The sequence below is a fragment of the Burkholderia anthina genome (assembly GCF_001547525.1).
Lineage (GTDB): Bacteria > Pseudomonadota > Gammaproteobacteria > Burkholderiales > Burkholderiaceae > Burkholderia > Burkholderia semiarida.
This window is the reverse complement of the sequence record NZ_CM003768.1, coordinates 73,135-86,911: the sequence shown is the minus strand read 5'-3', so window position 1 is coordinate 86,911 and position 13,777 is coordinate 73,135. Positions and strand designations below refer to the sequence as shown.

Here is a 13,777-nt window from a genome sequence, read left to right as displayed (position 1 = left end):
CCCTCTTGTCTTTCTCTCGTGTGGTTATTGGGCTGCAGCGCCGGACACCGCGGACGCCGGCACCGCCACCGGCGCGGGCGCGGCGGGCGCAGCCGGTGCCCCGGCTGCCGGCTTCGCGCCGCCCGCGTCGGCGGCCTTGCTGTACAGGAACTGGCCGATCAGGTTCTCGAGCACGATCGCCGACTGCGTCATCGTGATCGTATCGCCGGCCTTCAGCATTTCGGTGTCGCCGCCCGGATCGAGGCCGATATATTGCTCGCCGAGCAGGCCGGACGTCAGGATCTTCGCCGACGAATCCTTCGGGAATTGATACTGACCGTCGACGTCGATCGTGACGACCGCCTGGTAGGTGTTGGTATCGAACCCGATCGACTTCACGCGGCCGACCACGACGCCCGCGCTCTTCACGGCCGCGCGCGGCTTCAGGCCGCCGATGTTGTCGAATTTCATTCTCACCGAGTAGGTCGGCTGAAACGACAGCGAGCTCATGTTGCCGACCTTCAGCGCCAGGAACAGCACCGCGAGGAAGCCCACCACCACGAACAGGCCGACCCAGAAGTCGAGAGCAGTCTTTTTCATCGTCATCCCAAAATTTGGCTTGGCTGAGGCTTAGCTGAACATCAGCGCGGTCAGCAGGAAATCGAGGCCGAGTACGGCGAGCGACGCGAACACGACCGTCTTGGTGGTCGCGCGCGACACGCCTTCGGGCGTGGGCTTCGCTTCATACCCTTGAAACAGTGCAATGAAGGTCACGGCGAACCCGAACACGATGCTCTTGATCACGCCGTTGCCGACGTCGGCCCACACCTGGACCCCGCCCTGCATCTGCGACCAGAACGCGCCCGGATCGACGCCGATCAGCACGACGCCGACGAAATAGCCGCCGAGCACGCCGACCGCGTTGAAGATCGCGGCCAGCAGCGGCATCGCGATGATGCCGGCCCACATGCGCGGCGCGATCACGTTCTTGATCGGGTCGACCGCCATCATCTCGAGCGCGGTAAGTTGCTCGCCGGCCTTCATCAGGCCGATCTCGGCCGTGAGCGACGTGCCCGCGCGGCCCGCGAACAGCAGCGCGGTGACGACCGGCCCGAGCTCGCGCACGAGCGACAGCGCGACCAGCAGGCCGAGCGCCTGCTCGGAACCGTAGCGGTTCAGCGTGTAATACCCCTGCAGGCCGAGCACGAAGCCGACGAACAGCCCCGACACGGCGATGATCACGAACGAATAGTTGCCGAGGAAGTGGATCTGCTTCGTGACGAGCCGCGGCCGGCGCAGCAGCGGGAAGAATTCCAGCACGAGGCGCACGAACAGGCGCGTGCCGTAGCCCGCCCGCTCGAGGCCGCCGATGACGTAACGTCCGATCGCGCTGATCATGCGCGCCCTCCGCCGAGCCCGAAATCCGCTGCCAGCGGCGGGCTCGTGTAATGAAATTTGAACGGGCCGTCCGGCGCGCCGTCGATGAACTGCCGCACGCTCGGATCGGTCGACGCGCGCAGCTCGTCGGGCGTGCCCTGCGCGAGCACGCCGCCATTTGCCAGAAAATACACGTAGTCGGCGATCGCGAACGATTCCGGCACGTCGTGCGTGACGAGGATCGACGTCGCGCCGAGCGCCTGGTTCAGCGTGCGGATCAGGTTCGCGGTGATGCCGAGCGAGATCGGATCGAGGCCCGCGAACGGCTCGTCGTACATGATCAGCTGCGGATCGAGCGCGATCGCGCGCGCCAGCGCGATGCGGCGCGCCATCCCGCCCGACACCTCGGACGGCATCAGGTCGCGCGCGCCGCGCAGCCCGACCGCGTTGAGCTTCATCAGCACGAGGTCGCGGATCAGGTCTTCGGGCAAATCGGTGTGCTCGCGCAGCGCGAACGCGACGTTCTCGAACACCGACATGTCGGTAAACAGCGCGCCGAACTGGAACAGCATGCCCATCTTGCGGCGCAGCGCGTACAGGCCGTCGCGCGTTTGCGCGCCGACGTCGGCGCCGTCGAACAGCACCTGGCCGCGGCGCGCACGCACGAGGCCGCCGATCAGGCGCAGCACGGTGGTCTTGCCGCAACCCGAGCCGCCCATGACCGCGACGACCTGCCCGCGCCCGAAGCGCAGGTTCAGGTTGGACAGGACGAGGCGGTCGCCGTAGCCGAAGTCGACGTCGCGAAGTTCCAGCAGGGTCTCGGTAGGAGTGGGGCTCACGGAGCTGACAGTCCTTTTACGCAGAACGCCGAATTATAGGGCCTGCATTGGAATGATGTCGTGACGCCGTTCCGGGCCCTGCGGTCAATGATTGTCAAATTGTCCGGCAAAGCACTGCTGCAGTGCAATAAGCGCCGTCCGATAATCGGCCGCGCCCGTGACCGCGCTGACCACCGCGACACTGCCGACGCCTGTGCCCAGCACGGCCGGCAGCGTGTCGAGCCCCACCCCGCCGATCGCGACGAGCGGTGCCCGGGCGCGGGCGAAGCGCGCGTAGCGGGCAATCCGCGCGAGGCCCTGCGGCGGCGCGGCGACGGCCTTCGTCGCGGTCGCGTACACGGGGCCGAGCGCGAGATAGCTCGGCCGCGTGTGCAGCGCGCGCAACATCTCGTAATAACCGTGGCTCGACAGTCCGAGCCGCAGGCCCGCGCGCGCGATCGCGGCCAGGTCGGCCGTTTCGAGGTCCTCCTGGCCGAGATGGACGCCGTACGCGCCTTCTTCTACCGCGATCTGCCAGTGATCGTTGATGAACACGCGCGCATCGGGATAGCGGCGCCCCGCCGCGACCGCGCGCGCGATTTCCCGGCGCAGCGCGTCCGGCGCCGCATCCTTCACGCGCAATTGCACGGTTCGCGCGCCGCCGTCGAGCACGCGCTCGACCCATGCGGCGCTCGGCACGACCGGATAGAGGCCGAGCCGCGCGGGGCACGGCGCGAACGCCGGTTCCGGCGCAGGCGGCAGCCCGGCGACACGCGGGAATCGCGCGGCATCGACCGGCCATGCGTCGGCGGCGCGCGTCTCGTCGCCGTCACGCCACGCCAGCGCGAGCACCAGCGCGTCGACCGGCGCGAAGCCGCAATCGAGGAACGCGGCGAGCGCCGCGATCCAGTCGTCCGCGAGCGGATGCGCGGCGTCGAGCGCGTAGCGCACGCCGGCCGCATGCAGCACGGCGCCGCCCTCGTCGAATTCGATCGCCACCGCGTCCGGCGACGCAGGCCGCGACACGGCCGATGCACGGGCCTGCGCGGCACGGTCGCCCGCCGACACGATCAGCACGTCGCCGTCGGCCGGCACGCCGGGCGCCGCCACGCAGAGCCGCCGCAGCGCCGCGCCACCCTCCGGCCAGTCGCCGAGCCGTGCGCGAATCCGCTCGGCCGCTTCGGCCAGTTCGTCGGCCGGCGGCCAGAACGCATTGGCAAAGCGCGCGCTCATGCGCCGCCCCCGTCCTGGTGCCAGAACGGCATCCCGACGACCGGCGTGCTCGCGTGCGCGGTCTCGCGCGCATCCATCGGGCCGGCGAGATACGCGGCGCGGCCCGCCTCGACGCCCTGCGCGAACGCGCGCGCCATGATTTCCGGGTGCGTGGCCTGCGACACGGCCGTATTCAGCAGCACGCCGTCGAAGCCCCACTCCATCACCTGACACGCGTGCGACGGCACGCCGAGCCCCGCGTCGACGATCAGCGGCACGTCCGGCAGCCGTTCGCGCAGCACGCGCAGACCGTACGGATTCACGACGCCCTTGCCGGTGCCGATCGGCGCGCCCCACGGCATCAGCGCCTCGCAGCCGACGTCGAGCAGGCGCCGGCCGATCACGAGATCCTCGGTGCAGTACGGCAGCACCTTGAAGCCGTCCTTGACCAATTGCGCCGCGGCTTCGATCAGCCCGACCGGGTCGGGCTGCAGCGTGTAGTCGTCGCCGATCAGTTCGAGCTTGATCCAGTCGGTGTCGAATACCTCGCGCGCCATGTGCGCGGTGGTCACCGCTTCGGCGACGGTCTGGCAGCCGGCCGTGTTCGGCAGCAGCGGCACCGCGTGGCGCTTGAGCAGGTCGAAGAAGCCGGCTTCGGCCGTGCCGCCCGTCATCTGCCGGCGCAGCGCGACCGTCACCATCCCGGGGCGCGACGCGGCGATCGAATCGGACAGCGACTGCAGCGACGGATAGCGCGAGGTGCCGAGCAGCACGCGGCTTGCGAAGGTTACGCCGTACAGCGTGAGCGCGTCGGCGGAGGTGGGGGACGTCATGTCGTTTTCCTGGAAGAGCGGGGACGAACCGGCGGCGCTCAGCCGCCCGCGACGGGGTGCACGACGTCGAGCTTGTCGCCCGCCGCGAGCGCGCGCGCCGCATGCTGCGTGCGCGCGACGAAGTTGCCGTTCAGCGCGACCGCGTACGGCGGACGCGCGCCGTACGCGGCCAGTGCGTCGGCCACCGTCGCGCCGTCGGGCAGCGTCAGGGTCTGTTGATTGATCTGGATATCCATGAGGCTCGGTCGGATTCGGTCGGCGGCGCGCGTCAGGCCGGCTGGCGCGCGTCGTCACGGTGATGAAGCAGGGTCGGCCAGCGGGCGGCGGCGCGCCACGCGGCGAACGCGTCGGGATCGCCGAGCGCGCCGCCGAGCCCGGCCTGCGCGAACGCGACGGCCGCCTGCGCGACTTCCGGCGCGATCATGAAGCCATGCCGGTACAGGCCGTTGACGGCGAGCGTCGACGCGCCGTCCCAGATCACGGCCGGGCGATGATCGGGCAGCGTCGGCCGGCATTGCGCGTTGAGTTCGAGGATGCGTGCCTCGCCGAACGCCGGATGCACGGAGAACGCCGCGCTCAGCAGTTCGAGCGCGGAACGCACGCTGACGGGCGACATGTCCTCGCCCTCCACCTCGGTCGCGCCGATCACATAGAGATCGTCCTGCTTCGGCGCGACGTATAGCGGATAGCGTGGATGCAACAGCCGCACGGGCCGCGTGAGCCCGATGCCGGGCGCATGCACGCGCGCGACCTCGCCGCGGATGCCGCGCAGCGCCGGCAGCGCGGGTTTCGCGCCGAGCCCGCGGCAATCGATCGTGAAATGCGCGGCGGGCGGGTTCGTGTCGTCGACCGACGCGTGCCAGTGCGTTTCGACGCCGCGCTGCGCGAGGCCCGCCGCCAGCGCGCGCAGCGCCTGACGGTTGTCGAGCTGGCCTTCGCGCGGCAGCAGCAGCCCGCGTGCGAAGCGGCCCGCGAGCGCGGGTTCGGCCGCGTCGACCTGCGCACCGGCCAGCGTCACGAAGCCGCCGTCGAACAGCTCGGCCGGCGCGTTCGCACGCACGCGCCGCTCGAACAGCGGCGCCTCCGCGCGGTCGGCCTGATGCCAGACGACGAGCGTGCCGTGATGCTGGAAGAAGACGGGTTCGGGCAGTTCCGCTAGCCACCGCGGCCAGCGCGCGAGCGACGCGGCGCCGAGCTCGGTGATCAGCAGCTCCGCGCTCGCGGCTTCCGCGAGCGGCGCGAGCATCGCGGCCGCGACCCACGCGGCCGACTGCTCGCCGTCCGGCCCGCCGCGCTCGTAGAGCGCGACGCGATGGCCGTCGCCGGCGAGCCGCCATGCGATCAGGCGGCCGACGAGGCCGCCGCCCAGCACCGCGAAATCGGGCCGTGCGTCCCGGACGTTCATCGCCCGCCCTCCGCGCGCTCACGCGCGACGAACGTCGACGCGTGCGCGCCGCCGCATGCGAACGCACGCGACATCGGGCCGGGAACCGGGCAAAAGACTGAAGATTGTGCGGTCATCATTCCTTCCGTAACGCGCAATGCGCGTACCCAAAAGGACGAAACCGGCAGCAAAGGCCGGCCGGGCGGGACTCGGGCGCCGACCATGTGGGATGGCGGCCAGCGCGGCCCGGCGGGATCAGAAACTTCCCTCGCCGGTATTACCCGGATCGGGTGCGAAGGGTCTTTCTCAGCCTCGCCGCGCTGCCCGGGACATCCGCCGGCCGCGTCACGAAGCACCCCTGTTTCGTCGTCGGCCATTAGACCATAAAAGCGGAAAGCGCCGCAAACTGTCCCCGTTGCGGCAAATTCGCCGGCGTGTTGCGCCGCTCTGGCACAATGCCCGCAGGCCGGCCGCGCGAGCGGCCGGTTGCCGCGTCACCGCCGGTTTTTAAGTGCCGTTTAAGACGCACGGGCGACCATCCGGACGCCCGCCGTCAGTCGGCGCCGCGCCCCGGCATGCCGTATCGCGGCGCGCGCCCCGGTTTCGCCCGGCCCGCGCGCCGGCTCATCATCAGGAAGCACATGACCCAATCGATCGATCCCGTCCGCTCCGCCTCCGACGCGCCGCAGGACGAGCGCCCGGTATCCGCATGGAGCCTCATCAAGCCCTACTGGGTGTCGTCCGAATGGAAAATCGCGTGGGGGCTGCTGGTTACGATCATCACAATGAACTTCGCGAGCGTATGGCTAAGCGTGCGCTTCAACGGATGGTACGGACGATTCACGAACACATTGCAGGCAAAGGATGCACAGCACTTTCCACATCTGATGCTGGAATTCTGTGCCATCGCGTTTGGCGCCATTATTCTGTTCGTGTTCCGCCGCTATCTGACCCAGATGCTTTCGTTCCGCTGGCGGCAATGGCTCACTAACCGATTCCTCGATGAATGGTTGAATGACCGTGCGTTCTATCGGATTGAGCGGGACCGATTGACCGACAACCCCGACCAGCGCATCACCGATGACCTTCAAGCGTTCGCAACCACTTCGCTCTCGCTGTCGCTTGATCTGTTGTCGACTGTTGCATCGCTTGCGTCATTCACCGTGATCCTGTGGACCCTGGCCGGTCCGCTGACCGTTCCGATCGGTGGTACGTCTATCGTCATTCCGGGCTACATGGTGTGGGTCGCTGCAATATATGCGCTAGTTGGCTCTTACCTAATGCATCGGGCCGGCCATCCGCTTGTGTCGATCAACTACCAGCAACAGCGTGTCGAAGCCGACTTTCGCTTCGGTATGATTCGCGTACGAGAAAACGCCGAACAGATCGCGTTCTATGACGGCGCCGATTTCGAAGGCAATAATGCACGACAACTTTTCGGTCGAATCCGTGACAACTGGTGGCGACTGATGAAGTACACAATGCGGCTGAACTTCGTGTTGAATTTCTACAGCCAAGTCGCGAATATCTTTCCGTTGATCGCAGCGGCCCCCGCATACTTCGCAGGTGCCTTCTCGTTCGGAACACTGATGCAGATTTCGCAGGCCTTCGGTAGTGTCAGCGACTCGTTTTCGTGGTTCATCAATAGTTACGGCTCGCTCGTCGAATGGCGCGCCACCGTCAACCGTCTGCGCGAATTCAAGCGCGTGATGGGCACGTCGCACCTGAAGGAAAGCCTGTCGCCCGCGACCGAGCACGGCGGCATCAACCTGCACTACATCGACGCCGCGAAGCTGTCCACGTCGTCGCTCAAGCTCGCGCTGCCGAACGGCAACGCGCTCGCCAACATCGGCGACGTCACGATCGAGCCCGGCTCGCGCTGGCTCGTGGTCGGCAAGTCCGGTTCCGGCAAGAGCACGTTCATGCGCGCGCTCGCGGGCCTGTGGCCGTTCGGCGACGGCGCGATCGACGCGCCGGTCGGCGCACGGATGATGTTCGTGCCGCAAACCAGCTATTTGCCGATCGGCACGCTGAAAGCCGCGCTCACCTACCCGGCGACGCCCGACACGTTCAGCGACGAAGCGTGCCGCGACGCGTTGCGCGCGTGCCGCCTCGAGGATTACGTCGAGCGCCTCGACGAAACCGCGCACTGGACCCGCGTGCTGTCGCCGGGCGAGCAGCAGCGTCTGGCCGGCGCGCGCGTGCTGTTGCACAAGCCCGACTTCCTGTTCCTCGACGAAGCGACCAGCGCGCTCGACGCCGACAACGAGGCGCGCCTCTATCACCTGTTCGCCGAACGGCTGCCGAAGGCAGCGATCGTCAGCATCGCGCACCGCGAGTCGCTCGCCGCGTTCCACGTCGGCACGATCAACGTCGAGCGCGTGAACGACGACGACAAGGTCGCCGCGTGAGCGCACGCGCCGCGCCCATCGCACGGATCGCGCTGATCACCGGCGCAGGTTCGGGGATCGGCGCGGCGCTCGCGCGGCGGCTCGCGGCGCCCGGCGTCGCGCTGGCGCTGCATGCGCGCGGCGCGGACGATGCGGCACGCGCGCGGCTCGCCGACGTCGCCCATGCGTGCACGGCGGCCGGCGCGGAGTGCCTGACGCTGACCGGCGATCTCGGCGAGCCGGGTGTTGCCGCCGCGCTCGTCGACGCAACCGCCACGCGCTTCGGCGGGCTCGATCAACTCGTCGCGAACGCCGGTTTCGCCGCACGGCAATCCTTTTCCGATCTTTCCGCGGGCGCGCTCGCGTCCGCCTTCGCGGCGATGCCCGGCGCATTCTCCGCGCTCGCGGGCCGCGCGCGGCCGCTGCTCGAAGCGTCGGCCGCACCGCGCATCGTCGCGGTCAGTTCGTTCGTCGCGCACCGCTACCGCGCCGATGCGCCGTTCGCGGCAACCGCCGCCGCGAAGGCCGCGCTCGAATCGCTGGTGCGCACCGCGGCCGCCGAATTCGCCGCGCACGGCATCACCGTCAACGCGGTCGCGCCGGGCTTCACGCGCAAGGATCACGGGCCGAGCGCCGGCAACGCCGCCGCGTGGGCGCAGGCCGAACAGGCGACGCCGCTCGGCCGGATCGCCGAGCCCGACGACGTCGCCGCGTTGATCGCGTTCCTGCTGTCGGACGCGGCGCGGCAGATCACCGGCCAGGTCATCCACGTCGACGGCGGCCTGACGCTCTGACGCGTCGCCCTTCCCTCCGCCCTTTCCGCACGAACCCGAAGCCGCCTTTTTGGCGGGCAGGATCGCGCCCGTAAAATAGCCGCGACGCGGCAGCGCGGGACCAGACGAGGCGACAGGGGGCGGCAAGCATGCAGGCATTCCAGTGGTTCAACGAACTATCGACGCGCGAACGCCGGACGCTGTATGCCGGCTTCGGCGGCTATGCGGTCGATGCGTTCGACTTCATGATCTATTCGTTCCTGATTCCGACGCTGATCGCCACCTGGGGCATGACGAAGAGCGAGGCCGGGATGATCGCGACGAGCTCGCTGATCTCGTCGGCGATCGGCGGCTGGGTCGCCGGCATCCTCGCCGACCGCTACGGCCGCGTGCGCGTGCTGCAGTGGACGATCGCGACGTTCGCGCTGTTCACGTGCCTGTCCGGCTTCACGCATTCGTTCTGGCAGCTCCTTGCGACGCGCACGCTGCAGGGTTTCGGTTTCGGCGGCGAATGGTCGGTCGTGACGATCATGATGGCCGAGACGATCCGCTCGCCCGAGCATCGCGCGAAGGCCGTCGGCACCGTGCAGAGCAGCTGGTCGTTCGGCTGGGGCGCGGCCGCGATCCTCTACTGGGCTTTCTTCGCGCTGCTGCCCGAGCAGGTCGCGTGGCGCGCGTGCTTCTGGATCGGCATCGTGCCCGCGCTGTGGATTCTCTACATCCGCCGCAACGTCAGCGATCCCGACATCTACACGGCCACGCGCCGCGCACGCGACGAAGGCCGCGTGTCGGGCCATTTCCTCGAGATCTTCTCGCCGCCGCACCTGCGTGCGACGCTGTTCGGCAGCGCGCTGTGCACCGGCATGCTCGGCGGCTACTACGCGATCACGACGTGGCTGCCCACCTATCTCAAAACCGTGCGCCACCTGTCGGTATTCAACACGAGCGGCTATCTGGTCGTGCTGATCGTCGGTTCGTTCGTCGGCTACGTGGTCGGCGCGATCCTGTCCGACCGGCTCGGCCGCCGCGCGTCGTTCATCCTGTTCGCGGTCGGCTCGTTCTCGCTCGGCATGGCGTACACGATGCTGCCGATCACCGATACCGCGATGCTGCTGCTCGGCTTCCCGCTCGGCATCGTCGTGCAGGGCATCTTCGCGGGCGTCGGCGCGTATCTGTCGGAACTGTATCCTGGCGCGATCCGCGGCTCGGGCCAGGGCTTCTGCTACAACCTCGGCCGCGGGCTGGGGTCGTTCTTCCCGATCCTCGTCGGCGCGCTGTCGCAGTCGATGTCGCTCGTGAAGGCGATCGGCCTCGTCGCGGGCGGCGGTTACCTGCTCGTGATCGTCGCGGCGCTCGTGCTGCCCGAAACGCGCGGCAAGTCGCTCGCCGACGATCCGGCCGTCGCGTCGTGAGCCCCCGTTTCGTTCCGGACACCGCATGCACGTGATCGTTCTCGGCGCCGGCGTGATCGGCGTCACCACCGCCTGGCACCTGCGCGAAGCAGGCTGCGGCGTCACCGTGATCGAACGCGAGGCCGACGTCGCGCAAGCGACGAGCCTCGGCAACGCAGGCGTGATCGCGCCCGGCTACGTGACGCCGTGGGCCGCGCCCGGGATGCCCGGCAAGATCCTCAAATATCTGTTCAAGCCCGCGTCGCCGCTGATCTTCCGGCCGACGCTCGATGCCGCGCAGTGGCGCTGGATCGCGCGCTGGCTGCGCGAATGCGAGTTCGAGCGGTTTCGCGTGAACAAGCAGCGGATGCAGCGCATCGCGTATTACAGCCGCGCGTGCCTGCATGCGTTTCGCGAACGTCATCCATTCGACTACGGCGCGAGCCGCGGCTACCTGCAACTGCTGCGCGGCGCGTTCGACGTCGAGATGGCGCAGCCCGCGCTGAAGGTGCTGCGCGACGCCGGCATCGCGTTTCGCGAACTGGATGCCGCCGGCTGCACCGCGATCGAACCGGGCCTGCGCTGGGCGCGGCAGGCGCCCGTCGGCGGCATCTATCTGCCCGACGACGAAGCGGGCGACTGCGCGCGCTTCACGCGCGAATTGCGGGCGCTGTGCGAAGCGAACGGCGTGACGTTCCGGTTTCGCACCGCGATTCGCGCGCTCGATGTCGCGGGCGGCAAGGTGCGCGGCGTGCGGGTCGACTCGCTCGACGCAGACGCCGCCGCCCGGCGCGATGCGCTGCTCGCCGCCGACGCGATCGTCGTCGCGCTCGGCGTCGACAGCGCGGGCCTGCTGCGACCGCACGGCATCGACGTGCCGCTGTACCCGGTGAAGGGTTATTCGGCCACGCTCGCGGTCGTCGACGATGAAAAGGCGCCGTGCGCCGCGCTGATGGACGAATCGCTGAAGACCGCGATCACGCGCTTCGGCCCGACGCTGCGCGTCGCCGGCACCGCGGAGCTCGGCAACCGCCGGGCGGCATTGCGGCAGCAGGCGCTCGACACGCTGATGAAGGTGCTCGACGACTGGTTCCCGCACGCGGCCGATCGCGCGTCGGCGCGTTTCTGGGTCGGCCGCCGGCCGATGACGCCCGACGGCCCGCCGCTGCTCGGCGCGAGCGGGATCGACCGCCTCTGGCTCAACGTCGGCCACGGCTCGACGGGCTGGGCGATGTCGATGGGGTCGGGAAAGGTGGTGGCGGATCTCGTCACCGGACGGACGCCGGAGATCGATCTGGCCGGGCTGACGCTCGCGCGCTACGGGCGCTAGCCCGGACCTCGGGCAGCATTGGCGACGCGATGCCGCGACACGCCTGGCTGCGACATCACAGCAAGCGTGACCGGCCCGCGCGAGGCATCGCCGGTCCGGCTCAACCCGCTGCCGCGCCGTCCGCCCGTGCAATCGGCACCGACACGATCGGCCGATGCGACACACCTTCGTGCGACAGCCGGCTTTCGAACAGGGTGAGCGCGTCGAACCGCAACGCGACCGGCCGTTTCACCGCACCGCCGTGCGCCGGCTGCCCGAGCGCATCGTGCGGCAGCCGCGCGAGCGTCACGTGCGGGCGGAACGGCCGCCGGTCGGCCGGCACGCCAAGCTCGCGCAGCGTCGCCGACAGCGCGGCATTCAACGCCGCGCACGCCGGTTCGGCGGCCAGTTCCGCGACGATCAGCCGTGCGCGCGGCAGGCTCGGCCACCACGCGATCCGTTCGACCGGCATCGACGGCAGCGCATGTTCGGCCGCGAGCGCCGGCAAGCAAGCGGCCAGCGCGTCGCACCGCGCCCGTTCGATCGCGCCGACGAACGCGAGCGTCATATGCAATTGCGCAGGCAGCGGGCGCCGCGCGCCACGGGTGACCGGCAACGCGTGCAGCGCGTCGCGCGATGCCGCATCGGGCATCAGCGCGACGAACACGCGCAGCCGGTCGCCGTTCATGACTCGTTCGCCACCGTGCGCGGCGCGCGGGCCACATCGGCCGCCGCCGGACGCTGCGGCAACGGGCCGTGCTCGCCCCACACGTCGGCCGGCAGCACGCCCGCGAGTTCGGGGATCGTGTTGCGCGTGAACACCGGATCGGCGACGCCGGCCGCGCGCTGGCGACGATAGTCGGCCCACGCGGCGTGCGCGTACTTGCCAAGCGCGAGGATCGCGATCAGGTTGATGATCGCCATCAGCCCCATGCTCGTATCGGCCATCCCCCATACGAGCGGCAGTTGCCCGACGCTGCCGAACATCACCATGCCGAGCACGGCGATGCGGAACAGCGGCAGCACGCCGCGCCGCTTCGTGATGAATTCGACGTTGCCTTCCGCATACGCGTAGTTGCCGATCACCGACGAGTACGCGAAGAAGAAGATCGCGAACGCCATGTAGATGCCGCCCCAGTCGCCGACGTGGCCCGCGATCGCGCGCTGCGTGAGCGCCGCGCCTTCCATGCCGGTGCCCAGCTCGTACTGGCCGGACAGCAGGATCACGAACGCGGTCGCGCTGCAGATCACGATCGTGTCGACGAACACGCCGAGCATCTGGATCAGCCCCTGCACGACCGGATGCCGCGTGCTGGCGGTCGCCGCCGCGTTCGGCGCGCTGCCCATGCCGGCTTCGTTCGAAAACAGCCCGCGCTTCACGCCCATCGCGACCGCCTGGCTGACCGCATAGCCCGTCAGGCCGCCCGCCGCCTGCTCGAGGCCGAACGCGCTCTTCACGATCAGCGCGATCACGCCGGGCACCAGCGCGATGTGCGTCGCGACCGCGTAGACCGCGAGCGCGAGGTAGCCGATCGCCATCAGCGGCACGATCACCTGCGCGACCGTCGCGATGCGGCGGATGCCGCCGAAGATGATCGGTGCGGACAGCAGCACGAGGCCGAGGCCGACCGTCTCGCGGCTCCAGCCGAACGACGTATGGAACGCGTCGGCGATCGCGTTGGCCTGCACCGCGTTGAACACGAAGCCGAACGCGAGGATCAGCGACAGCGAGAACAGCACGCCGAAGCCGCGCGAGCGCAGGCCCGTCTGGATGTAGTACGCGGGGCCGCCGCGATAGCTGCCGTCCGGGTGCGACACCTTGAAGATCTGCGCGAGCGTCGCCTCGACGAACGCGGACGACATCCCGACGAGCGCGGTCATCCACATCCAGAAGATCGCGCCCGGCCCGCCGACCGTCAGCGCAACCGCGACGCCGGCGATGTTGCCGGTGCCGACGCGGCTCGCGAGCCCGGTCGCGAACGCCTGGAACGACGAGATGCTGCCCGGCTCGCCCTTGCTGCCGACCAGCTTTACGCTCAGGAGCAGCGCCTTCAGCTGGATCATCCGGAACCGCAGCGTGAACCACGCGCCCACGCCGAGCAGCAGCGCGATCAGCACGTAGTTCCACAACACGCCGTTGACGGCGTCGATCAGCCCTTGAACGAATGCTTCCATCCAGAATCCTTGTAAATAGGGTCAGTCATGTGCGGCGACCGCGCGAATGCGGCCGGAGGGGCGACATGATATGACAGTTTTCAAGGATTATTACAAAATGAAAGAAATTGAGATGACGAAAAATCGACGCCGGATG

13 protein-coding genes and 1 riboswitch are annotated in these 13,777 nt (G+C 69.0%); of the genes, 4 read left to right on the top strand and 9 right to left on the bottom strand.

Going from position 1 to position 13,777, the window contains the following annotated elements; genetic code table 11:
* Positions 1–24 precede the first annotated feature (24 nt).
* The 7 genes from mlaD to WS64_RS00425 all read right to left on the bottom strand — a co-directional run bounded on the left by mlaD (position 25) and on the right by WS64_RS00425 (position 5,624).
* Entirely contained in the window at positions 25–585 is a 561-nt protein-coding gene (mlaD, locus tag WS64_RS00455) for an outer membrane lipid asymmetry maintenance protein MlaD (RefSeq protein ID WP_059577270.1), read from the bottom strand.
* A 24-nt stretch (positions 586–609) separates the two neighbouring features.
* Positions 610–1,377 (bottom strand): lipid asymmetry maintenance ABC transporter permease subunit MlaE, encoded by a 768-nt coding sequence (gene mlaE, locus WS64_RS00450; RefSeq protein ID WP_050013133.1) that lies wholly within the window; start codon positions 1,375–1,377, stop codon positions 610–612.
* Positions 1,374–2,195, bottom strand: a complete 822-nt coding sequence (locus tag WS64_RS00445; RefSeq protein WP_006477138.1) for an ABC transporter ATP-binding protein — start codon at positions 2,193–2,195, stop codon at positions 1,374–1,376. Before WS64_RS00445 ends, mlaE begins: the two co-directional genes overlap by 4 nt.
* An 84-nt stretch (positions 2,196–2,279) precedes the next feature.
* Positions 2,280–3,407 (bottom strand): thiamine phosphate synthase, encoded by a 1,128-nt coding sequence (gene thiE / locus WS64_RS32035; RefSeq protein WP_081103755.1) that lies wholly within the window; start codon positions 3,405–3,407, stop codon positions 2,280–2,282.
* Positions 3,404–4,219 (bottom strand): thiazole synthase, encoded by an 816-nt coding sequence (locus tag WS64_RS00435; RefSeq protein WP_059577272.1) that lies wholly within the window; start codon positions 4,217–4,219, stop codon positions 3,404–3,406. The genes thiE and WS64_RS00435 overlap by 4 nt, the downstream gene beginning before the upstream one ends.
* Before the next feature lie 38 nt (positions 4,220–4,257).
* Positions 4,258–4,455 (bottom strand): sulfur carrier protein ThiS, encoded by a 198-nt coding sequence (thiS, locus tag WS64_RS00430; protein WP_027783340.1) that lies wholly within the window; start codon positions 4,453–4,455, stop codon positions 4,258–4,260.
* Between the two features lie 32 nt (positions 4,456–4,487).
* Positions 4,488–5,624, bottom strand: a complete 1,137-nt coding sequence (locus WS64_RS00425; protein ID WP_060965493.1) for an FAD-dependent oxidoreductase — start codon at positions 5,622–5,624, stop codon at positions 4,488–4,490.
* A 225-nt stretch (positions 5,625–5,849) separates the two neighbouring features.
* Positions 5,850–5,973: riboswitch (TPP riboswitch) on the bottom strand.
* 271 nt (positions 5,974–6,244) lie between these two features.
* Here WS64_RS00425 and WS64_RS00420 point away from each other — a divergent pair.
* The 4 genes from WS64_RS00420 (at position 6,245) to WS64_RS00405 (ending at position 11,487) form a co-directional block, all read left to right on the top strand.
* Positions 6,245–8,014: an ABC transporter ATP-binding protein/permease gene (locus WS64_RS00420; protein ID WP_059577278.1), complete on the top strand. Its 1,770-nt coding sequence runs from the start codon at positions 6,245–6,247 to the stop codon at positions 8,012–8,014.
* Complete coding sequence (locus WS64_RS00415; RefSeq protein ID WP_060965492.1) at positions 8,011–8,787, top strand: SDR family NAD(P)-dependent oxidoreductase; 777 nt, start codon at positions 8,011–8,013, stop codon at positions 8,785–8,787. The genes WS64_RS00420 and WS64_RS00415 overlap by 4 nt, the downstream gene beginning before the upstream one ends.
* A gap of 128 nt (positions 8,788–8,915) precedes the next feature.
* Complete coding sequence (locus WS64_RS00410) at positions 8,916–10,178, top strand: MFS transporter (RefSeq protein WP_054928291.1); 1,263 nt, start codon at positions 8,916–8,918, stop codon at positions 10,176–10,178.
* A gap of 25 nt (positions 10,179–10,203) precedes the next feature.
* Positions 10,204–11,487 carry a D-amino acid dehydrogenase gene (locus WS64_RS00405; protein ID WP_060965491.1) on the top strand — a complete coding sequence of 428 codons (1,284 nt, stop codon included), beginning with the start codon at positions 10,204–10,206 and terminating at the stop codon, positions 11,485–11,487.
* A gap of 100 nt (positions 11,488–11,587) precedes the next feature.
* On the opposite strand, the gene thpR is transcribed toward WS64_RS00405, so the two are convergent.
* Both thpR and WS64_RS00395 read right to left on the bottom strand, forming a co-directional pair.
* The gene (thpR, locus tag WS64_RS00400) at positions 11,588–12,154 is read right to left on the bottom strand and encodes an RNA 2',3'-cyclic phosphodiesterase (RefSeq protein ID WP_059577289.1); all 567 of its coding nucleotides are present in this window, start codon (positions 12,152–12,154) and stop codon (positions 11,588–11,590) included.
* Complete coding sequence (locus WS64_RS00395; RefSeq protein WP_060965490.1) at positions 12,151–13,641, bottom strand: alanine/glycine:cation symporter family protein; 1,491 nt, start codon at positions 13,639–13,641, stop codon at positions 12,151–12,153. The genes thpR and WS64_RS00395 overlap by 4 nt, the downstream gene beginning before the upstream one ends.
* Positions 13,642–13,777 lie beyond the last annotated feature (136 nt).

Excerpts from the sequence above, each read along its gene's own strand:
- mlaD (WP_059577270.1), bottom strand. The coding sequence starts at position 585 with ATGACGATGAAAAAGACTGCTCTCGACTTCTGGGTCGGCCTGTTCGTG.
- mlaE (WP_050013133.1), bottom strand. The coding sequence starts at position 1,377 with ATGATCAGCGCGATCGGACGTTACGTCATCGGCGGCCTCGAGCGGGCG.
- thiE (WP_081103755.1), bottom strand. The coding sequence starts at position 3,407 with ATGAGCGCGCGCTTTGCCAATGCGTTCTGGCCGCCGGCCGACGAACTG.
- WS64_RS00435 (WP_059577272.1), bottom strand. The coding sequence starts at position 4,219 with ATGACGTCCCCCACCTCCGCCGACGCGCTCACGCTGTACGGCGTAACC.
- thiS (WP_027783340.1), bottom strand. The coding sequence starts at position 4,455 with ATGGATATCCAGATCAATCAACAGACCCTGACGCTGCCCGACGGCGCG.
- WS64_RS00425 (WP_060965493.1), bottom strand. The coding sequence starts at position 5,624 with ATGAACGTCCGGGACGCACGGCCCGATTTCGCGGTGCTGGGCGGCGGC.
- WS64_RS00420 (WP_059577278.1), top strand. The coding sequence starts at position 6,245 with ATGACCCAATCGATCGATCCCGTCCGCTCCGCCTCCGACGCGCCGCAG.
- WS64_RS00410 (WP_054928291.1), top strand. The coding sequence starts at position 8,916 with ATGCAGGCATTCCAGTGGTTCAACGAACTATCGACGCGCGAACGCCGG.
- WS64_RS00405 (WP_060965491.1), top strand. The coding sequence starts at position 10,204 with ATGCACGTGATCGTTCTCGGCGCCGGCGTGATCGGCGTCACCACCGCC.
- thpR (WP_059577289.1), bottom strand. The coding sequence starts at position 12,154 with ATGAACGGCGACCGGCTGCGCGTGTTCGTCGCGCTGATGCCCGATGCG.
- WS64_RS00395 (WP_060965490.1), bottom strand. The coding sequence starts at position 13,641 with ATGGAAGCATTCGTTCAAGGGCTGATCGACGCCGTCAACGGCGTGTTG.